The 23,837-nt window shown below is 50.8% G+C and carries 16 protein-coding genes and 1 pseudogene; 14 read left to right on the top strand and 3 right to left on the bottom strand.

Going from position 1 to position 23,837, the window contains the following annotated elements; translation table 11 throughout:
* The 7 genes from AC0YOA_RS22515 (at position 1) to AC0YOA_RS22485 (ending at position 11,645) form a co-directional block, all read left to right on the top strand.
* Positions 1-981, top strand: coding sequence for a carbohydrate ABC transporter permease (locus AC0YOA_RS22515; RefSeq protein WP_475788517.1), 981 nt, complete (start codon positions 1-3; stop codon positions 979-981).
* A gap of 70 nt (positions 982-1,051) precedes the next feature.
* Positions 1,052-3,469, top strand: a complete 2,418-nt coding sequence (locus tag AC0YOA_RS22510) for a beta-galactosidase (RefSeq protein WP_475788516.1) — start codon at positions 1,052-1,054, stop codon at positions 3,467-3,469.
* Between the two features lie 23 nt (positions 3,470-3,492).
* Positions 3,493-4,752 (top strand): glucoamylase family protein, encoded by a 1,260-nt coding sequence (locus AC0YOA_RS22505; protein ID WP_475788515.1) that lies wholly within the window; start codon positions 3,493-3,495, stop codon positions 4,750-4,752.
* A gap of 24 nt (positions 4,753-4,776) precedes the next feature.
* Positions 4,777-8,133 (top strand): GH36-type glycosyl hydrolase domain-containing protein, encoded by a 3,357-nt coding sequence (locus AC0YOA_RS22500; RefSeq protein ID WP_475788514.1) that lies wholly within the window; start codon positions 4,777-4,779, stop codon positions 8,131-8,133.
* 108 nt (positions 8,134-8,241) lie between these two features.
* Positions 8,242-9,072 (top strand): phytanoyl-CoA dioxygenase family protein, encoded by an 831-nt coding sequence (locus AC0YOA_RS22495; RefSeq protein WP_475788513.1) that lies wholly within the window; start codon positions 8,242-8,244, stop codon positions 9,070-9,072.
* A 342-nt stretch (positions 9,073-9,414) separates the two neighbouring features.
* Positions 9,415-10,179 carry a hypothetical protein gene (locus AC0YOA_RS22490; protein WP_475788512.1) on the top strand — a complete coding sequence of 255 codons (765 nt, stop codon included), beginning with the start codon at positions 9,415-9,417 and terminating at the stop codon, positions 10,177-10,179.
* A 254-nt stretch (positions 10,180-10,433) separates the two neighbouring features.
* Positions 10,434-11,645, top strand: coding sequence for an enolase C-terminal domain-like protein (locus AC0YOA_RS22485; RefSeq protein WP_475788511.1), 1,212 nt, complete (start codon positions 10,434-10,436; stop codon positions 11,643-11,645).
* A 348-nt stretch (positions 11,646-11,993) separates the two neighbouring features.
* Here AC0YOA_RS22485 and AC0YOA_RS22480 read toward each other — a convergent pair whose 3' ends face one another.
* Positions 11,994-12,452, bottom strand: a complete 459-nt coding sequence (locus AC0YOA_RS22480; protein WP_475788510.1) for a cupin domain-containing protein — start codon at positions 12,450-12,452, stop codon at positions 11,994-11,996.
* A gap of 460 nt (positions 12,453-12,912) precedes the next feature.
* On the opposite strand from AC0YOA_RS22480, the gene AC0YOA_RS22475 reads away from it, so the two are divergent.
* On the top strand, positions 12,913-13,692 hold the full coding sequence (locus AC0YOA_RS22475) for an SDR family NAD(P)-dependent oxidoreductase (protein ID WP_475788509.1): 780 nt from the start codon (positions 12,913-12,915) through the stop codon (positions 13,690-13,692).
* Positions 13,693-13,817: 125 nt separating this feature from the next.
* Positions 13,818-14,132, top strand: a complete 315-nt coding sequence (locus AC0YOA_RS22470; RefSeq protein WP_475788508.1) for a hypothetical protein — start codon at positions 13,818-13,820, stop codon at positions 14,130-14,132.
* Between the two features lie 175 nt (positions 14,133-14,307).
* Here AC0YOA_RS22470 and AC0YOA_RS22465 read toward each other — a convergent pair whose 3' ends face one another.
* Entirely contained in the window at positions 14,308-15,807 is a 1,500-nt protein-coding gene (locus AC0YOA_RS22465) for a glycosyltransferase (RefSeq protein WP_475788507.1), read from the bottom strand.
* Between the two features lie 21 nt (positions 15,808-15,828).
* A complete protein-coding gene (locus AC0YOA_RS22460; protein ID WP_475788506.1) occupies positions 15,829-17,304 on the bottom strand; it encodes a glycosyltransferase in 1,476 nt (491 codons plus the stop codon).
* A gap of 289 nt (positions 17,305-17,593) precedes the next feature.
* On the opposite strand from AC0YOA_RS22460, the gene rfbH reads away from it, so the two are divergent.
* The 5 genes and pseudogenes from rfbH to AC0YOA_RS22435 all read left to right on the top strand — a co-directional run.
* Positions 17,594-18,919: a lipopolysaccharide biosynthesis protein RfbH gene (rfbH, locus tag AC0YOA_RS22455; protein ID WP_475788505.1), complete on the top strand. Its 1,326-nt coding sequence runs from the start codon at positions 17,594-17,596 to the stop codon at positions 18,917-18,919.
* On the top strand, positions 18,916-19,695 hold the full coding sequence (gene rfbF, locus AC0YOA_RS22450; protein ID WP_475788504.1) for a glucose-1-phosphate cytidylyltransferase: 780 nt from the start codon (positions 18,916-18,918) through the stop codon (positions 19,693-19,695). The genes rfbH and rfbF overlap by 4 nt, the downstream gene beginning before the upstream one ends.
* 6 nt (positions 19,696-19,701) lie before the next feature.
* A complete protein-coding gene (gene rfbG / locus AC0YOA_RS22445; protein WP_475788503.1) occupies positions 19,702-20,802 on the top strand; it encodes a CDP-glucose 4,6-dehydratase in 1,101 nt (366 codons plus the stop codon).
* Positions 20,803-20,819: 17 nt separating this feature from the next.
* Positions 20,820-22,604 carry a thiamine pyrophosphate-binding protein gene (locus tag AC0YOA_RS22440; RefSeq protein ID WP_475788502.1) on the top strand — a complete coding sequence of 595 codons (1,785 nt, stop codon included), beginning with the start codon at positions 20,820-20,822 and terminating at the stop codon, positions 22,602-22,604.
* Positions 22,605-22,651: 47 nt separating this feature from the next.
* Positions 22,652-23,668 (top strand): annotated as a pseudogene (locus tag AC0YOA_RS22435) (glycosyltransferase family 2 protein); the annotation flags it as partial.
* Positions 23,669-23,837: the final 169 nt, after the last annotated feature.

Raw genomic sequence — 23,837 nt, 5'->3', positions numbered from 1 at the left:
ATGAGAGACGTGGCCTCAGAGCCGCAAGTGACGCGGAAAACGGCGAGCCGGCGGACGGAGCTGCGCCGCTGGATCGATAAAGCGACCCATCTGCTGTGGGGCAGGCAGGGCAATGACGGACTGCTGCTCAAAACCATGGTGTACGCGCTGCTTGTCATCGTCGGGTTCGTATACGTATATCCGCTGCTGTTCATGGTTTCGCAGAGCTTCAAAAGCTTGCCGGATCTGCTCGATCCGACGGTCGGCTGGATCCCGCGGCGGCTGGAATGGAACAATTACGTCCAGGCGTGGCATGTGCTTCACTATATGAAGGCGCTTGGGGTTTCGCTGCTGAATTCGGTCTTGCCGGCCATTGCCCAGACGATATCATGCGCTGTCGTGGGCTACGGCTTCGCCAAATATAAATTCCCGGGCAAGCCCGTGCTGTTCGCGCTGATGCTCATTACGTTCGTGGTGCCGAAGCAGGTCATCATGATCCCCATGTTCCTATTGTTCAAGGAGTATCACATGCTTGAGACCCCGCTGCCGTTCATCGTCCCGGGGATCTTCGCCCAAGGGCTGCGCGGGGCGTTGTTCATTCTGATCTATGTGCAATTTTTCCGCACAATTCCGGTTGCGCTCGAGGAGGCTGCCGCGATCGACGGGGCAGGCGCGTTCAAAACCTTCATCCGCATCATTCTGCCCATTTCCGTGCCGGCGATCGTCGTGGTCTATCTGTTCTCCATGGTGTGGCACTGGAACGAAACGTACCTGGCTTCGCTGTACCTGGGCAATGCCATGACGACGCTGCCGCAGGAGCTGAAGACATTCAACGATGCGTTCAAGGCGATGTACACCGGCGGGGCGAAGGTGACGGACGTCAACGAAGCGATTCGAATGGCGGGCACGCTGCTCATCGTCCTGCCGCTTCTGGCGCTCTACTTGTTCGCACAGAAGTATTTCACCCAAGTGGTCGACAAAACGGGATTAACCGGAGAGTAAGGCTGTGACCGTCGGATAACCGTTTCGGCTGCGGCCGGGCCATTCATTTTCAGGAGGAGCGTGTTCGAGAATGATCGAAATCTTCGATAAACAGATTCGCATAGACGGCAGGCCGCAAATGATCCTGTGCGGCGAGATTCATTATTACCGGCTGCGCCGCGAGGAGTGGCAGGACCGCATCGACAAGCTGAAGCTGGCCGGCTGCAACGCGGTCGCATCCTATGTGCCGTGGATTTGCCATGAAGAGACGGAGGGAGAAATCGACCTGCGCGGATCGAAGCGCCCGGAGTATGATTTGGCGGGCTTTATCGATCTGTGCCGCGACAACGGGCTGTACTTCTTCCTGCGTCCCGGACCGTTCATTATGGCGGAGATGAAGAACGAGGGGCTTCCTTACTGGATTTACGACAAGTATCCGGAAATCGTGCCGCTCGGTTGGGACAACCGCCCTGCCACGACCAGGACGGTCGATTACCTGGCGCCGAACTACCTGAAGGAAGTGCGCCGCTGGTATCAAGCCGTGATGGAGATCGCCGCGCCAAGGCTGCAGCCGAGCGGCGGGAACATCATCGCGATCCAGCTGGATAACGAAATCGGCATGCTGTCCTGGGTAAGCAACGGACCGGATTTGACGCCGCTCGTCATGGACGATTTTGCAGGCTGGCTGGCGAAGGCGCATTCGGCCGAAACGCTCTCCGAACGCTATCCGTTCAACCTCTCGGATCCGGCTGCGCGCTCGGCGGCGCTTCGCTCGCCGGAGGAAGCGTACGCGCCGGCGCTGCATCTGGATTTGGGCCATTATATGCGCAGCCGCTTCTCGCGGTATGTGGATACGCTCCGCCAATACGCCGAAGAATTCGGCGCTTCCGGGGTTCCGTTCGTGGTGAACATTCATGGCACCGGGGGAGGACGCGGCTTTACGTTCCCCATCGGCATCAGCCAGCTGTACGAGTCTTACGAAGGCAAGCCGGGTTTTCTGTCCGGCTCCGATATCTACTTCGGCGACCTGGACATGAATACATTCCAGGATCTGTACTTGATCAACGGGTTCATGGACGCGGTTCACGACGAGCACCAGCCGCTCACCTCGGTAGAGTTCAACTGCGGCGACGGCAATTTCGGCGAGCTGCTCGCCGCGCGCTACGACGTCTCGGCTGCAGACTTCAAAATGCGCATGTGCGTCGCCCAAGGAAACCGGCTCATCAACTATTACTTGTTCTCCGGCGGGCGCAACGGCAGATTGGAGCATGGGCGGGACGATGGCAACAACCGCGTCGCCTTCACGGGCGAGCGTCATGGCTTCGCCGCACCCGTCGGGCCGGAAGGGCAGCTGAACTATACGTTTCCGCGGATGGCGCGCGGGATTCAGGCCATCATGGCTGTTGCCGATAAAGTCGCCGTCATGAATGAAGAGCGCGACGGGGTCGCATTTGCGTTTATTCCCGACTACTACATGACGGAATACCGGTATGCGGGCAGCCCGGCCATGAAGGCGTTGTACGACAATATTGAAGCAAACCGCGCGCACTGGGGATGGGAGACGATGGCCCGCGCCATGTTGATCGCCGGCTACAGGTTCGGCGCGGCCGATATCCAGAACAAGCCGCTTCGCGTTTCCGAAACCCCCGTGCTGGCGCTGCTTTCAGCCAGCTATATGGATGAAGCGCTGCAGTGCAAGCTGGCGGATTACCTCATGGAAGGCGGCAATATGCTTCTCTACGGCGAAGTGCCGCAATACGACATGGAAGCTCGTCCGTGCACGATTCTGGCTGATTGTCTGGGCCTTCGCCTGCTTGAAGAGCATCGTGATTCATCCGGTTACTTTCCCTCGGTCATGGCCGAAGGCTGGGCGGCGCCGCGTCCGGAAGTGCGCACGCATTTCGCGCAAACGTTCGAAGCTGTACGCGGGGCGGCGCCGTTCTTCCGCTTGTACGGCAGCGGGCAGCCCTGCGGCTTCGAGTGCATGGTCGGCCGGGGGCGGGCTATCGTCATGACGGCGCGGTATCGAACGGATATCGATCTGTTCCGCACCGCCCTCGAGCGGCTTGGGGCAAAAGCCGGTCTGACGCATGACTGCCCGCATCACGGCATCTTCATGACGTCGACGCGTTCGGCAGCCGGCGAGCGGTTTATCCATCTGTTAAATCTTGACGGCTTCGACAAGACGCTGTGTCTTTACGATGCCGGAGCGCCGCTGTTCGAAGGCCGCGAGCTGATGCTGGCCGGTAAGGACGGCGTCATGCTGCCGGTCGGCGTCGCTGTGGGCGGCGCGAACATTGCCGCGTCCACCGCAGAGATCATGGAGGTCGGGGAAGCGCAAATTGTATTCCGGCTCACGCAGGCGGAGGATTGGATCGATCTCGAGACAACGCGAGGGATCCTGCCGAGCGAGAATTACCGGATTGAGAGGTATGGCGGAGTACAGCGGATTATTTCTCATCAGCATGCAAAAGTCGACGACCGGTTGATCGTGCGTTTCGGCGCCTAGTGCTGGGGAAGGGAGAGAACAAGATGGCCTTATCGGACGAGTCTTTGTTGGAGCTCGAGAGCAAGCGAAGCTTTCTGTTTTTCTGGGAGGAAGCGAATACGGACCCTGCAAGCCCGGGTTACGGACTGATCCGCGACCGGGCGCCGGGGCGTCCGGATATGGCGAGCATCGCCTCAGTCGGTTACGGCTTGACCGCGATCGCGATCGGTGCCGAACGGGGATGGGTGACGCGCGAGGAAGCATTCGAGCGCGCACTTGGAACGCTCCATACCTGCTGGAAGAATGCCGAGCATCGTCACGGCTTCTTCTTCCACTTCCTGGATACGGATTCCGCGAAGCAATACCGCAATTGCGAAGTATCCGTCATCGACACGGCGATTTGCATTTGCGGCGCGCTCACGGCCGGCGAATATTTCGGCGGCGAAGTCAAACGCCTGGCGCAGGCGATCTACGAACGGGTGGAGTGGAATTGGTATCGCAATCCGGAGACGGACCAGTTCTATATGGGCTACAGCGACGAGAAAGGCCAGCATTTCGGGACGTGGGATCATTACGCGGAGCAATTCATGATGTATTTCCTCGGCGCCGCGTCTCCGACGCACCCGGTGCCTGCCCATATGTTCGACGATTTCGTGCGTTATGTCGGCTATTACGGCGGACGCGGGCCGGTCATTCATAGTACGGGCGGCGCCTTGTTCGTGTACCAGTTCTCGCATGCCTGGTTTGATTTCCGCGGACGCAGGGACCGCTACGGCGTAGACTGGTTCGAGAATTCCGTGCAGGCATCGCTCGCGAACCGGCAGTTTTGTATCGATCATGCAGACCGTTCGAAGACGTTTGGTCCGGTCGCGTGGGGGCTTACCGCCTGCGATGGCCCGCGCGGCTACAGCGGCGGTTACGGAGCCGATCCGAACACGACAAAGCGGGATTACGTGGACGGGACGATTCCGCCCTGCGGAGCTGCGGGCTCGATTGTCTTCACCCCGAGGGAATCCATTGCGGCGCTTCGCAACTATTACGAGAACCATCCGCAGCTGTGGGGAAAATACGGCTTCAAGGACGCCTTTAACCTGGACGAGACGCCGGCTTGGTACGCGGAGGACGTCATCGGCATCGACAAAGGCATTACGCTGCTCATGATCGAGAATTATCGTACCGGCTTCGTCTGGCGGCATTTCATGAAAGCCGCTCCGGCGCGAATCGGCATGGATATTTGCATGGGTGCAGACAATGACATGAACACAGATACAGACACAGACACAGACACAGATTCTATTGTTTAAACAGAGAGAAAAGAGGAGAAACGGGTGAGCACCATATCACAGACGACCGATACGAAGATTCACGTGGAAGAAGGCCTTTACCGGTTTACGTTTCTAAGCAGCGGCGATCTGTTCGAGGCCTCTCACGACGGGCATACGCTGATTAATCAATTGCAGGCTAATCCGATCGATGGCGCCTTGAATAATCTCTATTTGCGCCGGTTTACGGCGGACGGCGTCGAAGCAGTCCCGCTGCTTGGCATCCGTTCGTCCAGCCGTCTGCGCCGGTCGGAACGGGCGCTGATCTGGGAAGGCTCCGCATGGGGTGTTTCCTACCAAGTCGCCTTTCAGCTGACGGAGATGGGCGTTTGGTTTTGGGAGGTTTCGCTTGGTGGCGCAAAGATCGAGCTCGATGTGATCTACGGCCAGGACATCGGTCTTGCCGACCGGGGAGCCGTGCGTTCCAATGAGGCCTACGTATCGCAATACATCGGGCATTCCGTCTTCAAGGATTCCGCCAAAGGTTATGTCATCTGCTCGCGCCAGAACCAGCCGCAGGGCGGAAAATTTCCGTACATGCAGCAGGGTTCGCTGACCGGCGCGGCCGGCTATTCGACGGACGGCTTCCAATTCTTCGGCTTGTCCTACAAGGAAACCGATGTCCCTGAGCGGTTGTCGCAGGCGTCGCTCGCGAACGAAATCTACCAGTACGAGTTTGCCTATGCGGCGCTGCAGTCCGAGCGCATCCGGCTGGACGGTACCGCTCGGGTCGTTTTCTATGGAATGCTGAGGGACGATCATCCTCATGCGGCTGAAACGCTTGAATTTGGCGAAGACGTGGCCGAGGCCTGGAGGCAGGTTGGCGAACGCCGGCTGGAGCCGGGCGATTATTTGGAGATGCCGGCACTCAAGGAAACGATCGGCAAGCCGCTTCGCGCACTCTCCATGACGCGCGGGGAAATCGAACGCCATTTTCCCGTGCGCTTGCAGGAGGAGCTGGACGGCGAGACGCTGCTGTCGTTCTTCACTTCTACTTACGAGCATATTGTGCTGAAGGAGAAGGAGCTGCAAGTGGAGCGTCCGCACGGGCATATCCTGATGACCGGAGGCAACGACCGCTTGAACGACCAGGTCCTGACGACAACGGCTTACATGTACGGCATGTTCAACTCGCAGCTCGTCGTGGGCAATACGTCGTTTCATAAAATGATATCCAACGCCCGCAGCGCCTTGAACGTCATGAAAGCATCCGGTCAACGAATTTATGTCGAGCTTGACGGCAGCTACCGGTTGCTCACGCTGCCTTCGATGTTCGAAATGGGCTTCAATTACGCTCGTTGGTCCTATAAGCTCGAAGATGATATCGTGACGATCACGTGCTTCACAGCCGTGGATGCGCCGGAGGTCTGCCTGCAGGCAGCGTCGGAGAAAGGGATCGCGTACCGTTATTTGGTCACGAATCAAGTGATCATGAATGTGAACGAGTATGAACGGCCTTTCCGCATGGAGCATAGCGGGGACACCGTCACCTTCAGAGCCGAGGAAGGAACACTCAGCGCATCGGCTTACCCGGACTTGCGTTATCGCCTGCGCGTGACGGGTGCAGAAATGAACGTCGGCGACGAACGCTTGCTTGCGGCCAACGTACGGGCAGGCGATGCTTCGCTCGTAGTGCTGGAACTGGCCGCAAGCCCGTCCTGGAATCTAACCGTTCAAGGCTTGCTGCACGGTCAGCCGCTGCCATTCGAAGACCGCTCGCTGGAAACGGAGAAGGAGCGGTACGCGCGGTTTTTAAGCAAGGTCATGAACGGGTTTCGCCTGTCCATGGAGGAGAGCATTCCCGCCGAGCTGGACAAAATGAATGCGCTGGCATGGTGGTACACCCACAATATGCTCGTGCACTTCTCCTCTCCGCATGGGCTTGAGCAATACGGCGGGGCGGCTTGGGGAACACGCGACGTCTGCCAAGGGCCGGTTGAGTATTTCCTGGCGACGCACAACTACGGCACAGTCCGGGATATTCTGCTGAGAGTATATGCGCATCAATACGAGGACACGGGGAACTGGCCGCAGTGGTTCATGTTCGACCGCTACTTCAACATTCAAGCCGACGAGAGCCATGGCGATATTATCGTCTGGCCGCTTAAAGTGCTGGGCGACTACCTGCGGGCGACGAAGGACTTCGGCATTCTGGAGGAGCTTGTTCCGTTTATGAACCGACAGACCTTCGATTTCGCGGAAACCCGTTCCTCCGTGCTGCTGCATGCCCGCAAGGAAATTGAATACATCCGGGCACATTTCGTGCATGGCACGCATCTGTCTGCTTATGGAGACGGCGATTGGGATGACACGCTGCAGCCCGCGAACACCCTGCTCAAACGATTCATGGTGAGCAGCTGGACGGTTGCGCTGACCTTTCAGACGATCAAGGGATTTGCGGCTGCCGTCGAAGAGTACGACGCGGCGCTTTCCGAAGAGTTGAAGGGGCTGGCTGCGGGCATTCAAACGGATTTCAACCGCTTCATGCTTGCGAAGGACGTCATTCCGGGCTTTCTGTATATGGAAGAGCCGGAAGCTGCCGAGTTGATGCTTCATCCGGAGGATACGTCGACCGGCATCCGCTATCGCTTGCTTCCAATGACCCGGAGCATGATCGGCGAGCTGCTGACGAAGGAACAGGCGGAGGCGCACTATGCCATCATTAAAGAAAAGCTCTATTTCCCTGACGGCGTCAGGTTAATGGACAGGCCGGCACCCTATGCGGGCGGCGTCAGCACGCGCTTTAAGCGCGCGGAGCAGGCGGCCAACTTCGGCCGCGAAATCGGCTTGCAGTACGTCCATGCGCATATTCGCTTCGTTGAGGCGATGGCCAAGCTGGGTTACCGCGACGAGGCGTGGAAGGCGCTGCAAATGATTAACCCGGTCGGGCTGTCGGATGTGGTGCCGAATGCCGAGCTTCGTCAGAGCAATGCGTATTTCAGCAGCTCCGACGGGAAGTTTAACGACCGCTACGAAGCGCAGGAGCGGTTCGAAGCGCTCAGAGACGGCCAAGCGCCGGTCAAGGGAGGCTGGCGGATCTATTCCAGCGGTCCGGGGATCTATATGAACCAGCTCATCTCGGGCTGCCTGGGTATCCGTCAGGAAGGCCGCGATTTGGTGGTGGATCCCGTGCTTCCCGCCGAGCTGTCCGGCTTGCGGTTTGCCTTCCGGTTCATGGACCGGCCGGTCGAGTTTGTCTACCGTCTTGCAGGCGGCAAGGGCAATCGGGTCGCGGTGAACGGTGCGGATATACGGGTTCGGGAAACGCATAATCGCTATCGGCCGGGCGGAATGCGCATTGGCCGGGAGCTTCTGGCTGCCGCTCTGACATCCGAACATAACGTAATCGAGATCTTTATTTAAGGAAAGGGGGCGTACGAAGCATAACGCCCATCCCAATAGCAATGCTTCGGATCGGTTGAGTTAACAAGCGAGCAGATTTTACCAACTAATAGGAATGGTGGAGATAAAGTGAGAGTTAGCGCAGAAGAACTAACCTCCGGTAAATTATTGCCGAAGACGATTGAACTGGCGGTTCAACTTATTAAATTGAACGGTTACGTGTTATTTGAAGAAGTGCTGCCCAGAGCGCAAGTGGACGAGCTATGCGATAAGATCGGGCCCCTTCTGGAAGGATTTATGGACAAGAACCATTTCGACGTAAATGAAGGATTCCATGACGGCACGAATCATATCGGCCTCCATTTACCTTTCGAGCAGCCTTTTTGCAATGAAAGCATCATTGCGCATCCTTTTGTAACCGATGTTGTCGGCCAAATTTTGGGTTCGGACTGTCTATTGACTTACTTTGCCTCGAATACCTCTATGCCCGGCGGGACGAAGGCGCAGCATGTTCATGCCGACATGGGTGCTAGATTCGGCGACCGTTGTACGGTGAATTTGCCGATCACGCATCTTGTCGTCAACTTTCCGCTTGTCGATGTAACAGAACAGAACGGTCCTATGGAGGTATGGCCGGGGGGGACGCATTTGCACCCGGATAATTGGTACAGCTCGAAGGTGCTTGACAAATCCAGGCTTGCCGAGCATATGCTTTCCTTCAAAGCCACCATGCCGGCTGGTTCCATTATGATAAGAGATGACCGGATGTGGCATCGCGGCACGCCGAATCAATCGGATCATCCCAGACCGAACATTGCCCTGATTTATACGGCAGCGGAAAATGGACCGCAGCAGGGCAGCATTCAAATTCCGCAGGAGACCTACAATGGGTTCTCCGACAAAACGAAACAACTGGTCCGCAAAGAAAAAATTGGCTTTCCGGCAGCTCAGCCTTACTAAGCGAGCCCTCCTCACCTGACCGCACGGTCAGGTGTTTTTTTATACTGGCATGCTGTGAGCCGACCTAAGTCACTGAGGCTCAACCGTCAGTTGAATCGTCTTGTTCAAATGACTATTGAAGGAAAAACACCAAACACCTTCCCCTCCAAGTAGGATAATGTTGGCCAATCGATGCACCGATGCAGCGCCTTGATTCTCCAGCTTCTCAAAGAATAGTGCGATACATTACATTAATGAATATATATATTGAAAAGTACCGATTAACTAGGGGAAAATAGAGGAAAGTTAATCCGGGCACACATTTGCGTGGCTCCTTTGGAGTCCGCCAGAAGGAGGATGAATATGGCAAGGAAACGAAAGGCCAAAAAATCCTTGATCAAGGAGTTAAAAGAAACCCTTTATTCTCTCACGAAGCCAAAGCGCATTTCCAAGAAAACCAAGAATCGGAAAGCCACCACAACAAAGAAGACAATTAAAACCAGGGCTAAAAGCACCCTGGAATTGCAAAAGAAATTGGAGCAGGATTTAACCCTGAAAATGACGCAGGGTATGCAAAAGATAAAGCGGGAAATGGAACAAGAACTCTTGGAAAAATTAACAAGCAAGAGGCCTGTAACGAATAGTGATGAAGAAGGTTCTTCCGAAGTTAAGAAAACGAAAGTGCGAAAAGTCTCCAAAAGCGTGACTGCAGGAAAGTCATCCACCAAAACTACAAAAGGAAAATTTAAGCCGAAAACGGATTGTACATTACTAAAATTACTTACATTATCCGATAGTTTAGGAAACAGAGTAGTAGTCGGCTACGAGGTTTTAGACAATAGCAGCCAGGAGATCTGGGGCATTGACATCCATGAGGGTGCCCAATTAGGCAGGTCTAAAAAGATTTTGAATACAAAAGTAAAGAGCCGTAAAGTTGGTCCGGATCGACAATACTATTTGGTACATATATCAGATGATGCTCTCTATTACTCTGAAGAGTACGCTAAAGCGATCCTGGAGCGAGGAAAACTGACAACCGCGAACTATACGCCTGAATTGGCAGACGCAATCAAGACCGCTCACGAATCAGGATATAAAAACAATAGTAAATTGCCTAAACTGGGTTAATGCCATGCCCTACAATTTTCGAGGGTTTTATTTGGTGATATCAAGTGATTACTGAAAAGATAAATTTCTAATGATATAAAGGAATTAATGATAGGGGCACAGAAGAATAACATTTGAGAGAGTCAAAGCCAGTACACATTCGTTCAAAGTTCAGTTACTAACATTTAGTTACAGGTATTAGCCTATGTTTCCCGAATACCCTAGTGTGGACCGAGACTGGGGAAAATTGAACTGGAAAAGGATGGTATCCAATCATGGGATTGTATGGGAAATTGGAAATCCGGGATGTCAAAACGATTCTAACCGCTCCTGAGGGGATTAATCTGATCGTTGTGAAGATCGAGACGAACGAACCTGAATTATACGGATTGGGCTGCGCTACGTTTACCCAGCGGTATTTAGCTGTAGCTACCGCGATTGATGAATATTTGAAACCGTTTCTGATTGGAAAAGATCCCTCCCGCATAGAGGATATTTGGAGTACAGCGATGGTTAGCTCATATTGGCGCAACGGTCCCGTGCTCAACAACGCCATCTCGGGCATCGACATGGCTCTTTGGGATATTAAGGGGAAAATAGCGGGCATGCCGGTGTATGACCTGCTGGGAGGCAAATGCAGAGAGGCAGCCGCGGTTTACCGGCATGCAGACGGCACGAGCTTGCAGCAAGTTGAAGAGAACGTCATTCGGTTTAAAGAGCAGGGTTACAAATATATTCGCTGCCAATGGGGCGGATATGGCGGTAAGCAGCGGGCCATGCATACCCCCGAGGGGGCTATGGCAGGAGCTTATTATGATCCGGATGCTTATGCCCGCAGTGTGCCTGCTTTGTTCGAGCATATCCGTTACAAAATCGGGTTTGACGTGGAACTACTCCACGATATTCATGAACGGATCGCTCCGATCGAAGCCGTCCGATTAGCCAAGGAATTGGAGCCGCATCGTTTATTTTTCCTGGAAGACCCACTCGCTCCTGAGGATTTGGACTGGTTCCGTGCCATTCGTAATCAATCCTCTACTCCGATTGCGATGGGAGAATTATTCGTTCACCCACAGGAATGGATTCCATTGATTAAAAATCAATTGATTGACTTTATTCGCTGCCACATCAGCGCGATCGGGGGCATTACGCCTGCGCGCAAGCTGGCCGTGTTGTCCGAATCGTTCGGCGTGCGCACCGCTTGGCACGGTCCCGGCGACGTCTCGCCTGTCGGCCATGCCGCTAACCTGCATCTGGATATGAGCTCGCTGAACTTCGGCATTCAGGAATGGTATGACCCCTCCGATATTATCCGGGAAGTATTCCCGGGTACGCCGGAAGTCCGCAACGGCTTTGCATACCTGAACGGTAAGCCGGGTCTAGGCATCGACATTAACGAGGAGCTGGCGAGCAAATATCCGACCGAGAACAAGCTGCCCGCATGGACGTTAGCGAGAAGGCCGGACGGCACATCTGCACGGCCTTAGGGTTTAGACTATTTCAATGTCTAATGATATGGGGACAGTCTCTTGGCTGTAATTTCGATAAAAACGATAATTTACTCCTAGTTATAAGAAATAATCCTTCGAACGTCCGCTACCTCCGGTAAACAGCCTATCCAGTCCGGCAAGTAGCAATTGTACTCTCATGTGATCATGTTCGGAACATACCATTCAGCGGAATCCGGTAAAAAGCCAAGAAGGCGCTTGCGACTGGGGAGGCATGCCCCAGACTGACAAGCGCCTAACTTGAATGATGATGTAAAAAAAAAGGGTTGCCCCGATCTGATGGATTGTCCCCTTCTGGTCAAGAGCTAGGAGATGCTACCGCTGGTTTTAACCCAGCACAAGACCGATGGTGGCATTCTCGTCGGGTGTTCCGAGCCAATAGCCATAAGAATGGGCTACTTCAACAAAACGCTGCAAAGCTGCCGGCTCTGGAGGACCCGGTGGCACGGAATCGACCGAGCGGCCGATTTCATTAAAAAATTTCCCCATTTTCACCGTTGTTGCGATCAGCAAGGTTGTATTTTCGCTCGAGTAGTTTCGCCAAGCGTGCTTCCGGTTTCCTGGAATATCAACAGTATCGCCGACGCGAAATACCTCCCAGCCGTCTCCCGTCCAGGCTTCAAGTTCCCCAGAGAGAACAAAGAAAGTTTCGCGATCCTCATGACTATGAACAGGCACGATAACGCCTGGTCCAATCTCGCCCTTCATCAGGCAGTAGGACTGATCGTCCGATAACTCCGTTAAGTGCTGAATACGCGGTCCAAGTATATCCAAAACCTTTGACATTATATATTCTCCTTTTATGAATTTTAAATTTAAACCATTTATACGCTAACATATTGTTCAATGGTCGGTCAAATGGTTGGAATCGCATTAGCATTGCCTTCAAAGCCGATATGATCCATAATCATTTTATAAGAGGCTACGATTCTGATTGTGGAAGCCCCATAACAAGTCGCGTAAATCGCGGCTTTTTTGTTTTATGGGACAAAGTCCCTGTCATTTATGGGATCAAGTTCTTGTCAATTGCCAATGACAAGAACTTGATCCCATTCCTGATAAAGGTAGAAGGGAGCACGTCAGATTGAGTTCGACATTTTTCCGCGGTCAGCATTGGAACAACTCGTCGTAATTTCTTATTGTCCACAATGCGCGGGTTTGCCTGTGAGATGTATATTTCAGGAAGATTGAAGTCATTATAGTTGGTAGCGAATCGGGTGCATATTCGGATCAAAGGAGCAGGAAAATGGGAAAACTTGATGGCAAAGTGGCATTAATTACAGGAGGCAATAGCGGAATTGGTTTGACAACCGCCAAATTGTTCATCGCAGAAGGTGCGAAGGTCGTGATTACAGGCCGGAATCAAACCACATTAAACTCGGTGGCAGAGGAACTTGGCTCCAATGTCCTTGCGATTCAGGCGGATGCAGCTGATCCGGCAAGCATGGAGAACGCGGTGTCCGAAGCAGTCGCAGCCTTCGGCGGATTGGACATCGTTTACGCGAATGCCGGCATTGCATCTTCTACACCATTAGGAGGCACAGCGCTTTCGGTTTTCGAGGAAGTCCTCAAGGTTAACGTGACCGGCGTCTTCTTCACGGTACAAGCCGCTCTGCCCCATCTGAAGGAAGGGGCTTCGGTCATCTTGACCGGCTCAACGCGCGCAACGGACGGGGCGCCGGAAAGATCCGCCTACGCGGCGAGCAAAGGAGCCATCAGCAGTATGGCAAGAGTGTTCGTATCCGAGTTGTCGCCGCGGGGCATCCGCATAAACACGGTGGTGCCAGGGGCAACACGCACACCCATTTGGAAAAAGTCGACCTCTGAAGAAACCGCGAAACTGGAAGCTGCGCAAGCGCGTACGATTCCGCTTAACCGTATGGGTGATCCGGAGGAAATAGCCGATGCTGTCTTGTTCCTGGCTTCCGATGATTCCTCATTCGTGCAGGGAGCGGAAATTACCGTTGATGGGGGAGCGCGCTCAGCACCTTTAGGGGCTCCCATATACCGAGTAAAACAAAACTAACGCGTCAAACAGGACTTCTTCTTATTGACCCGTACTCGTCCAATCCTATGTTTAAAATTCTATATGCGCCTGTATACTTCGGCTCCGTCGTTCATCGGAAGGTACCCTCTCCCGGTTATTCAACAGTGTCCGGTCCGTTTGTTGCATATGGGACAGAAGCGGCTAGATTAGCGATTGTAGTCCCCTGGGATCTCTTTATAAAGCGGTATCGGGGAAGCCGCGGCCAAGCTGCTGGCCGAAAAGGGGGCAAAGCTGGTGTTGGTGGCACGGAACTGCTAAGTACGCTGACAAGTTCCGAGGCGCAGGCGATTGCCAGCCGAATTAAAGGGAAGGGGATGTCGCCTTACCGGATCGCGGACGCCATAGTCTACGCAATCGGGCAGCCGGATGAAGCGAGCGTGAGCGAAATCATTGTCCGTCCGACGGCGCTATCCATGTAACGAGCAGCCAAACAAGAGCTGACCGGACCCGGTCGGCTTCTTTATGTTATGCGCTTCGCCAGTGGTTAGATTGCCGCATTACTTGGTTTCTGTCGATTCATCCTAAACAACCATGATTATGAGGTAGAAGATGATTGGTTTGAACAGTTGGAAGGGAAGTCGGGGAATGGGCAGGTTAAGTTTGATTTTGTGCAGCGGCAGTGATGGCGCGTATCTCGTTTAAAACTTGCTCATAATAAGGTTCGTCCTGATAATGTTCGCTGAAGAGATCCTCGAACTGGTCTATATCCGTTCGAAACTGATTTGTGACAATGCCTCTATACCAAGGCAGGATAAAGTTGAAGAGAGACCGCCCTTTTTCCTCGCGTAGGTTGTCTTCCGTTAGACCTTTACCAATAAAATATCTTAAAATCGACTGATAGCTGCGAAATACCACCTCACCAAAATTGTAACCACTCGGTTGATTTCCTTCGAATTGAAACATGCTCCAATTCACGACACAAAATTTAGGGTTTTTCATCAATATCGCGTATTGAAGATACATTTGATTAAAGGAGGAATCCAGAAACAGGTCAGGCTGCTCGATTTGTTCCAGATCCTCTCTTCGCAAAATCATGCCTGAAATGAAAGTGGACATGATAGTCGATGCGGCGAGAAACGCTTGCGCACCTTCGGCCGTATATACACGACGGTCATTGTTGTAGGTATGAATATGGATAATCCCACAATCACTATGGTTTTTCACAATATCGAGAAGCGGCATCAGTGTGCCTTCCACACAATAATCGTCATCACCTTGCATCTTGATGAATGATCCTTGAGCCAGATGCATGACGTGGTAAATATTGCGGTCCGCACCTGTATTCTCGCTATTGCGGGAATACTTCAAAAAGGGATACTGAGCTGCATAACGCCTAACAACATCAGGTGTATCGTCTGTCGAGGCATTGTCCGAAACAAGCACTTCCACTGGTGCACCAGCCTTTATTTGGGTTAATATCGTGTGCAGGCAGCGGTCTAAATTGGCCGATCGATTGTAAGTTGGAATGCATATCGAGAGCAGGGGAGGGATCTGTTTCGGGGTTGGTTTATATATGGTATTATAGGCATCTGTTTTTTTGCCCACATCGACCCATCTATCCAGAACTGGTTCGTATATTTGTATGATTTGCGCAGGTGCGCCACCTACGATGCATTGCTCCGGCACATCTTGTTCGACTACGCTGCCGGGCAGCACGATACTGCCCCGACCAATACGGATACTGCCGACAATGACAGACCCTGCCCCTATGCGTACCCCTTCCCCGATACATATCTCACCTGAAGTTTCAATCAACGATTGCGCTGTTACGGGTTTTCCAACTTGTCGGTATTCATGATCCGTATCCGAAAGATATACTCGTGGTTCGATAATGACATCCCGTTCAAGCTCAATCCGGTTTAAAGCAGATATAGTAAGTCCCGGTTCGCATATACAGCCATCGCCAATAATGATTTTCGGCTTTGAACCTGTTCCATTTGCAATAATATTTAGCCAATAATCTCCACGAATCGATACACCGCTTCCGATGGATATTTCCTCTGGATGATGGAATTGGCCGCTTAGATCAAGGATTGACGCCTTGCCAAATCGATAAAAGGCAGAAGCCATTTGCGGATCTATGGATTCCGGCATGCAGGTGCTCCTCTCTGTTTGTCAGGTGCTTTTTAGAATAGAAGCAATAATGCTTAAACCATCTTCATAATAAGGCTCATCTTTATAATGCTCGATATAGATTTCTTCGAAACGATCCGTATCGGCTATCATGTTTGTCGCGATAATTTGTCTGAGCCACGGAATGGCGTATTCATAGAGAGTGCGTTTCTTCTCTTTAAGAATGTCATCAGGCGTCAATCCCCTTCCCAGGAAATGTCTAAGGATCGACTGGTAGCTGCGGAAAATAATCTCGCCAAAATTATAGCCATCGGTAGAGTTGCCTGCATATGTGAACATGCAGCTATTCATCACGCAGAATCTTGGGTTTTCTTCCAGAATCGCATATTGAAGGTAAAGCTGATTAAATGAAGAGTCGAGAAATAACGCAGGCTCTTTTATTTTCACAAGATCCTCACGCCGCAGGATGATGGAGGTAATGAAGGTTGCGTATATGGATGTGGCATCCAGGTAAGCGCTCATACCTTCCCCGGTCCATATTCTTCCATCCCCGTTTCTTACGAAGATCTGAACGATGCCACAATCGCTGTGACTGTGCAGAACATGAAGCAACGGGTGCAATGTTCCATCCACATAGAAATCATCGTCACCCTGCAATTTGACGAATTTACCCTGCGCCAAATTCATAACGCGGAATATGTTCGGATCTCCACCGATATTTACTTCGTTGCGCACATATTTCATATTTGAATAACGCGAAGCGTAGCGTGCAGCGATTTCCGCCGTTGCGTCGGTAGAAGCGTTGTCCGAAACAATGACTTCTATCAATTCATTGTTTCCAATCTGCTCGTAAATGGATTGCAGGCAGTGTTCGAGATGGGGGGCGCGATTAAATGTAGGAAGGCATATAGAAAGCAGAGGATGGCGACGACGAGCAGTAAGCAGCTCATTCGCATGCTCTTCTCCGGAGACAGGAATCCAGGTACCGGAAGATACTTCATAAAGTTGAACTATGGCAGCAGGGATTCCCGCCACGACGCAATAATCGGGAACGTCTGTTAAAACTACACTGTTTGGTTTTACAACACTGCCCGTGCCTATGCGCACAGCACCCAGCAAAATAGCATTTGCACCGATCCACGCACCCTCGCCAATATGAACTTCCCCTCCATCAGCCGACTCGGGAATGCTTGGAATCGGAGCTCCTGTTGTCAGGTTCACTTCCATGTCCACATGATCACTGATGTGAACATGGGGACCAATGAGTACGTTTCTCTCCAGTGTTACTTTATTCTTGGCGTTGATCGTCAGTCCATAATTGGTCTGGCACCCGTCGCCAAGAAGGATAGCGGGCAGCTCATTCTCGGCGTTTATAATATTTAATGCATAGGGTGCGCGTATAAATACGCCATGTCCAATTGCTATTCGTTCAGGGGGATCGAAGATGCCCCCGCTTTGAATATACGTATGGTTCCCGAACTTCTGAAATCTTGCGGCTAATTCAGGCGTAATGTACATCGTTATTGAGCGCCTCCATCTCCATAGCTTAAGAGCATCCTATTCATGTTAGGCGTTTCGTGATCGAACTTTTAAGGATTTACCCCTAATCGAGACCCTGAGGGAGGGCGTGCATCGATGGCTATTCATTCAGGGTGCAGGCATAAATATATTCAATAAGCCTTTATAAGCCCTGAATGGGTTAAACATTTTCAAACCCCAGCATATATTTAAAAAATGAGCATATCGCTATGCACAAATTGCGGGATTTTTTCATGCAACTATGCAGGAGCAGGGGGATTCAACATCGATGAATTTGTCCGAGCAAAATCTAAGAAAACAAATTTTAGAATTAACAGTCACATTCCATGAGGAGAAGTGGTCTCCGAAGACATTTCGACCAGGTGTTGATTATATTCCCGTCAGTGGTAAGGTATTCAATCACGAAGAGCTCACGCACTTGGTTGATGCGTCCCTTGATTTTAACTTGACGACAGACCGCTACGCGCTAAAGTTTGAGCGTGAATTCGCCAAATTCATGAATTGCAGGTATGCGCTCCTGACTAACTCTGGTTCTAGCGCTAATTTGCTGGCTATAGCAGCGCTTACTTCTGCTCAGCTTGGAGAGCGCAGACTTCGACCAGGAGATGAAGTTATTACCGTAGCGGCCGGTTTTCCTACAACAGTGAATCCTATAATTCAATATGGTCTGGTTCCCGTCTTTTTAGATATGGATATTCCTACGTACAATATGGACACTACACTCTTGGAAGCTGCAATAAGCAGCAAAACGAAAGCAATTATCATCGCTCACACGCTCGGTAATTCTTTCCGTGTCGATGAGGTCAAACGAATTGCCGATCAGTATGGCTTGTGGCTTATTGAGGATACGTGTGATGCTGTTGGGACGATGTATCTAGGGAGCCGAGTTGGAACATTCGGGGATCTGGCGACAGTCAGTTTCTACCCGGCGCATCACATTACGATGGGTGAAGGAGGGGCCGTTCTGACCTCGTCCCCAAAACTGAAAAAAATTGTAGAATCGTTTCGGGACTGGGGAAGGGATTGCTGGTGCGATCCGGGCAAAGATAACTCGTGTGGGAAAAGGTTCGAATGGCAGAATGGCGATCTCCCGCAAGGCTACGATCATAAATATACGTATAGCCATATTGGCTACAACTTGAAGGTAACCGACATGCAAGCGGCCGTCGGTGTCGCGCAATTGAAGAAGCTTGATGCATTCATTGCGAAACGCAAGCAAAATTTCACCTTCTTGAAAGCTGCGTTAAAGCCACTGGAAGATGTACTCATTCTACCGGAGGCCACCGAAGGAAGCGATCCGAGTTGGTTTGGGTTTCCAATAACCTTGCGAGAAGATGCGCCTCTATCACGCAATCAACTCGTTCAAGCATTGGAAAACCATCGCATTGGTACCCGGTTGTTATTTGCCGGGAATATACTCCGTCAGCCTGCTTATAAAGACATTACCTGCCGAATCGTTGGTGAGCTGCGGAACACAGACCGGATTATGAACCAAACCTTTTGGATTGGCGTGTATCCAGGACTTACCACGGAAATGCTGCAGCATGTTGTGGATGTTTTTTATACGCTTTTGAAAAGGAGTTCTTCATCATGAAAGTAGTTATTCTGGCCGGAGGTTATGGAACAAGAATCAGCGAAGAAACACATTTAAAACCGAAACCAATGATTGAAATTGGTGACAAGCCGATTTTATGGCATATTATGAACAGTTATTCGAAATATGACTTTAGAGAGTTTATTATTTGTCTCGGTTATAAAGGAAATGTGATTAAGGAATATTTCGCGCATTATTATTTATACGGATCTGATGTGACATTTGATTTTGGGAGTGAAATCAAAAAGGTTACTATGCATAACCGATACCAGGACCCTTGGAAAGTGACTTTAGTAGATACAGGTCAAGAAACAATGACAGGCGGAAGACTGAAAAGAATCCAGAAATACGTGGGAAATGAACCCTTTATGCTTACTTATGGTGATGGCCTTTCGGATCTGGATATTGGAAAGTTAGTTGAATTCCATTATTTACATGGGAGAATGGCAACGTTGACCGCGACGCAGCCAACCGGACGGTTCGGAGCTCTGCACATTTCTGGCGAGAGTCAGGTGCTGGGATTTGAGGAAAAGCCACAGGGGGACGGTGGATGGGTGAACGGCGGTTTTTTTGTATTGCAGCCTGATGTATTTGACTTTATTGAAGGGGATACAACGGTATGGGAAAAGGAACCGCTGGAGTCTCTGGCAAAATCCGGTGAGTTGATGGCATTCCATCATACGGGATTTTGGCATCCCATGGATACCCTGCGTGACAAAAACTATCTGGAGGATCTGTGGAAGACGGGAAAGGCCTCCTGGAATCGGAACGGATGAGATACGATGCCAAGTAGCAGTTTCTGGTCAAAAAAAAAAGTGATGATTACAGGACATACGGGGTTCAAGGGGAGCTGGCTTAGTTTGTGGCTTCAGGCATTAGGAGCTGACGTGACCGGTTATGCATTGGAGCCTGCAAGCACCCCGAATTTGCATACATTATGCAGACTTGATAATACGATGCACTCTGTTACAGCCGATATTCGAAATCGAACCTCTTTGCTGAGAACCATTCAAGATACACAACCCGAAGTTATCTTCCACATGGCCGCTCAGCCATTTGTCCGATATTCTTATCAAAATCCTGTAGAAACCTTTGAGGTCAACGTTCTTGGAACTGTTAATCTCCTTGATGCGGTTAGAACGTCTATCGCGGATGGAGCAGGTATTAAAGCGGTCATTAATGTTACAACAGACAAATGCTATGAGAATAAGGAATGGACCTGGGGCTACCGTGAAATCGACAGGCTGGGTGGTTTTGACCCGTATTCCAACAGTAAAGCATGTTCAGAGCTCGTCACTTCATCTTTTCGAAACAGCTTTTTTAATCGTAAGGATTATGCGACTCACGGACTTAGCGTTGCCACAGCAAGAGCTGGTAATGTAATTGGCGGAGGCGATTGGTCGGAAGATCGAATTGTTCCTAACAGCATGCAGGCTTTATTATCAAGAAGCAAGCTAAAAGTACGCAATCCTGTTGCTACCCGCCCTTGGCAGCATGTACTGGAACCGCTGCAAGGCTATTTGCTGTTAGCTCAAAAGTTGGTCGAGCATGGTACGGAATTCGGGGATGCGTGGAATTTTGGGCCTATGGACGAGAGCGTGAAAAGCGTGGAGTGGTTGGTCAAGACGATCGGAACAATCTGGGGAGAGGATGAATTCTATGAATTGGCAGAAGGGAGCAATCCCCATGAAGCTGCCAATCTCAGTTTAGATAGCTCAAAAGCAAGGCGCGCTCTAGGCTGGCAGCCGGTTTGGGACGTGAAAACGGCGCTGGTGAAGACGGTGGAATGGTTTCAAGCCTACCAGCAGCAAGCTGATATGAAGGCTGTATGTTTAAAGCAATTAGAGGCATATACGAGTGCAAGGGTTAAGCAGGACAAATAGCCGTGGAGGGGATTCGTGTGAAGTTGTCCGACTATGTGATCGATTTCATAAGTAAACAAGGAATTGCTCATATATTCGAAATGACTGGCGGAGCTATCGTTCATTTACTTGACTCCACCGTTGACAGAAAGGATATGAGCTGCATTTCTGTCCATCACGAACAAGCCGCTGCTTTCGCTGCTGAGGGATATAGTCGGATAAACGGTAAGCTTGGAGTTGCCATGGCTACGAGTGGACCCGGGGCGCTTAACATGCTGACAGGTATTGGAAGCTGCTATTTCGATTCCGTTCCTTGTCTGTTCATTACGGGACAGGTGAATACGTATGAATACAAATTTGACCAACCCGTCCGACAAATCGGTTTTCAGGAAACCGACATTGTCAGCATTGTGAAACCGATTGTCAAGTTTACCGAAATGATTACGGACGCTCAACAAATCCGCTATTATTTGGAAAAAGCCGTGTTTATTGCTCAGCATGGCCGTCCTGGACCCGTGCTGCTGGATATTCCGATGAATATCCAACGTGCACAAATTGAGCCAGATACATTGGAAAGCTTCTTTGACAGTGAAGAATTCCGCGGTTATGCCAATTTTGTTCAGCCGTGTGAAGCGGAAGACATCGATCTGACGATTCGACTGCTTGAACAATCGGAACGCCCATTGATTCTCGTTGGAGGCGGCGTTCGAGGTGCAAATGCGACCAAAGAACTCCGCGAGTTGGTGGAGAGCAGCCGAATACCGGTTGTCAGCTCATTATTGGGTCTTGATGCGCTGCCAGCTGACCATCCCATGAGCACGGGACTTATCGGCTCCTACGGAAATCGTTACAGTAACCTGGCGTTAGCCAACTGCGATTTTTTACTAATCCTGGGATCACGACTGGATACCCGTCAAACAGGGACTCGGCCTGATACCTTTGCCAGAGCCGCCAAGAAGGTTCATGTGGATGTTGAAGACGTTGAACGTCTCGGGAAAGTACGTGCAGATTTAACGATTCAAATCGATGTCCGGCAATTCCTGAATGACATCAATAAGGCCTTGTCCGGACGTGTTCTCCCGGACTATGTGCCATGGCAGGAAGTCATATTACGTTATAAGGGTAAATACCCGAGTGGAGGAACTTCAGCCAAAACGGAGCATATCGATCCTAACCGTTTTATGGAATTGTTATCCTCACGCAGCAGCGAAGGCGACATTATTGTGCTTGACGTCGGCCAGCATCAAATGTGGGCCAGCCAATCCTTTCGTTTGCGTGAAGGTCAACGACTCCTGAATGCCGGCGGCATGGGAGCCATGGGATTCGCTCTTCCGGCCGCAATCGGAGCCGTTATGATGGCCCCGGGCCAGCAGGTCATTGTGATTGCAGGCGATGGCGGTATACAGGTCAATATACAGGAGCTTCATACGATTGCCCACCTGGAGCTTCCCATCAAGATTTTCGTCATGAATAATCATAATTTGGGCATGGTGAGACAATTCCAGGATATATATTTCGAAGGTCGTCAGCAATCTACGGTTCAAGGTTATGGTTGCCCTGATTTAGTGAAAGTAGCGGCTGCTTTTGGCATACCTGCTTTAAAAGTTGAGACCAATGAAGAAGCAATAGCCAAGATAGACATGGCTTTGCAAGCAAAGGGCTGCTTTCTTGTGGAGATCAATTTGGAAGTTCAGACAAATGTGAATCCCAAGCTTGCTGTTAATCGACCTATTGAAGATATGTCCCCCTTTCTAACGCGTGAACAATTAACGGCTGAGATGCTGATTGAGCCTCTTCCAGAACCAAGTGACAGTTTAACGTGACGTGAAATACATGAAAGTGGCAAGGCATTTTTTATAGAGGTGAACAAATGACAACAAGCATTGTGATTTTGACGCATAATCAACTGCCGTTAACTGAAATGTGTTTGCAAAGCATTAGACAGCATACGAACGATTATGAACTTATCGTTGTTGATAACGGATCCACGGACGACACGGTTGCTTACCTAAGAAGGCAATCTGATGTTATCGTTCATGAGAACAAAGAGAATCTTGGTTTTGCCAAAGGCTGCAACCAAGGAATGGAGCTGGCAACAGGGGAAAATATCCTCTTTTTAAATAACGACACGATTGTTACGATGCACTGGTTAGAAAATATGCTGCATGTGTTGTATGAAAACGAAAGAGTCGGGTTGGTTGGTCCCGTTACAAACTACTCAAGCGGACATCAATGCATTCCGGTTACTTATAGCGATTTGAGTGGACTTGAACAATTCTCAAGAAGTCATTGCCAAGAGAATGCAGGCTGTTTTACCGAAGTGCGCCGTTTGGTTGGTTTCTGTCTATTAGCGAAACGAAGCCTGCTGGACGAGATAGGCGGCTTTGATGAACGGTTTGATCTAGGGAACTATGAAGATGACGATCTATGTTTACGCGCGTTGCAAGGCGGATACTTGCTGCGGGTAGTCAATGACTCTTTTATCCACCATTTCGGTCATGCGACTATGCATAATCTAGAAGGTTTCAATCTCGCTATGCTATTGGAACAAAATCGTCAGGAAGCTTCGGAAAAGTGGGGCTATGATATCCATCAGCTGATTTATAAACCGGTGCGTATGGTTAGTTTCTGCATGGTTGTAAAAAATGCCGAGCAAACGTTAGAGCAATCATTGGTTTCCATTCTGAATGATGCAGAGGAAATCATTATTGTTGATCTGGGCTCCAACGATCAGACGATTGAGATCGCCAAAAACTATACCCCTCATGTATTCAGTTATACGGGATCGGATGATCCCGAAGGTCCCTGCCGGTATGCCTTTAATAAAGCAACGCAAGAGTATGTCGCTTGGCTGCAGCAAGATGAAGTTTTTAATGTGGAGATCATTAGAAAGTTGGCCAGTCTGAAATTTTCGTTGGATGGCACTGAGGATAGAGTTTCCCTGACAAAAGATCGTGTGAATATACCGAAAGCTGGGAATTTAGAGACCACCGATGAACCGAAGTATCGTTACCTGTTCAGAAGGGCAGCAGGGTTTCAGATGCCGGACGAATTGG

It is taken from the genome of Paenibacillus sp. JT22N12, assembly GCF_056269365.1.
The sequence above is the reverse complement of the archived record's forward strand: the minus strand, read 5'-3'. Positions and strand labels throughout refer to the sequence as shown.

Excerpts from the sequence above, each read along its gene's own strand:
- AC0YOA_RS22510 (WP_475788516.1), top strand. The coding sequence starts at position 1,052 with ATGATCGAAATCTTCGATAAACAGATTCGCATAGACGGCAGGCCGCAA.
- AC0YOA_RS22490 (WP_475788512.1), top strand. The coding sequence starts at position 9,415 with ATGGCAAGGAAACGAAAGGCCAAAAAATCCTTGATCAAGGAGTTAAAA.
- AC0YOA_RS22480 (WP_475788510.1), bottom strand. The coding sequence starts at position 12,452 with ATGTCAAAGGTTTTGGATATACTTGGACCGCGTATTCAGCACTTAACG.
- AC0YOA_RS22475 (WP_475788509.1), top strand. The coding sequence starts at position 12,913 with ATGGGAAAACTTGATGGCAAAGTGGCATTAATTACAGGAGGCAATAGC.
- rfbG (WP_475788503.1), top strand. The coding sequence starts at position 19,702 with ATGCCAAGTAGCAGTTTCTGGTCAAAAAAAAAAGTGATGATTACAGGA.
- AC0YOA_RS22485 (WP_475788511.1), top strand. The coding sequence starts at position 10,434 with ATGGGATTGTATGGGAAATTGGAAATCCGGGATGTCAAAACGATTCTA.
- AC0YOA_RS22505 (WP_475788515.1), top strand. The coding sequence starts at position 3,493 with ATGGCCTTATCGGACGAGTCTTTGTTGGAGCTCGAGAGCAAGCGAAGC.
- AC0YOA_RS22515 (WP_475788517.1), top strand. The coding sequence starts at position 1 with ATGAGAGACGTGGCCTCAGAGCCGCAAGTGACGCGGAAAACGGCGAGC.
- AC0YOA_RS22465 (WP_475788507.1), bottom strand. The coding sequence starts at position 15,807 with ATGCCGGAATCCATAGATCCGCAAATGGCTTCTGCCTTTTATCGATTT.
- rfbF (WP_475788504.1), top strand. The coding sequence starts at position 18,916 with ATGAAAGTAGTTATTCTGGCCGGAGGTTATGGAACAAGAATCAGCGAA.
- AC0YOA_RS22460 (WP_475788506.1), bottom strand. The coding sequence starts at position 17,304 with ATGTACATTACGCCTGAATTAGCCGCAAGATTTCAGAAGTTCGGGAAC.
- rfbH (WP_475788505.1), top strand. The coding sequence starts at position 17,594 with ATGAATTTGTCCGAGCAAAATCTAAGAAAACAAATTTTAGAATTAACA.